1 protein-coding gene is annotated in these 456 nt (G+C 60.1%); it reads right to left on the bottom strand.

Annotation, left to right across the window (positions count from 1 at the left end):
• Positions 1–74 precede the first annotated feature (74 nt).
• Positions 75–434: a 50S ribosomal protein L24 gene (gene rplX, locus AC1DKD_RS42075; RefSeq protein WP_066436866.1), complete on the bottom strand. Its 360-nt coding sequence runs from the start codon at positions 432–434 to the stop codon at positions 75–77.
• Between the last annotated feature and the right edge of the window lie 22 nt (positions 435–456).

Raw genomic sequence — 456 nt, 5'->3', positions numbered from 1 at the left:
CTTGATGGAATCCGCGTACTTGGTCTTCAGACGAGGAACGATCTTGCTTACCGGAGTCTCGAGAGTCTCAGTCATTAGATGTCCTTCCCTGAGCTCTTGGCCACGCGGACACGCACTTCACGCTTCACGCCATCGCGCTCAACGGTCTCGGTGCGGAAACCGACGCGGGTGGGCTTCTTGGTGGAGGGGTCAACCAGAGCCACGTTGGAGATGTGGATTGAAGCCTCAACGACCTCGATGCCACCGGTCTTGGTGCCGCGCTGCGACTGACCGACCTTGGTGTGCTTGGTTACGCGGTTGATGCCTTCGACCAGCACGCGGTTGGTCTCCGGGAATACGCGCAGAACCTTGCCCTGCTTGCCACGGTCGCCGCCGCGCTCAGCCTTGGCGCCAGTGATGACCTGAACGAGGTCACCCTTTTTGATCTTAGCCATGGACTAGAGCACCTCCGGAGCC

This window comes from Cupriavidus sp. 05T313 (assembly GCF_056396665.1).
This window is presented reverse-complemented; position numbering and strand designations above follow the sequence as displayed.

Bases quoted from the DNA above. Each gene is read 5' to 3' on its own strand.
- rplX (WP_066436866.1), bottom strand. From the start codon at position 434: ATGGCTAAGATCAAAAAGGGTGACCTCGTTCAGGTCATCACTGGCGCC.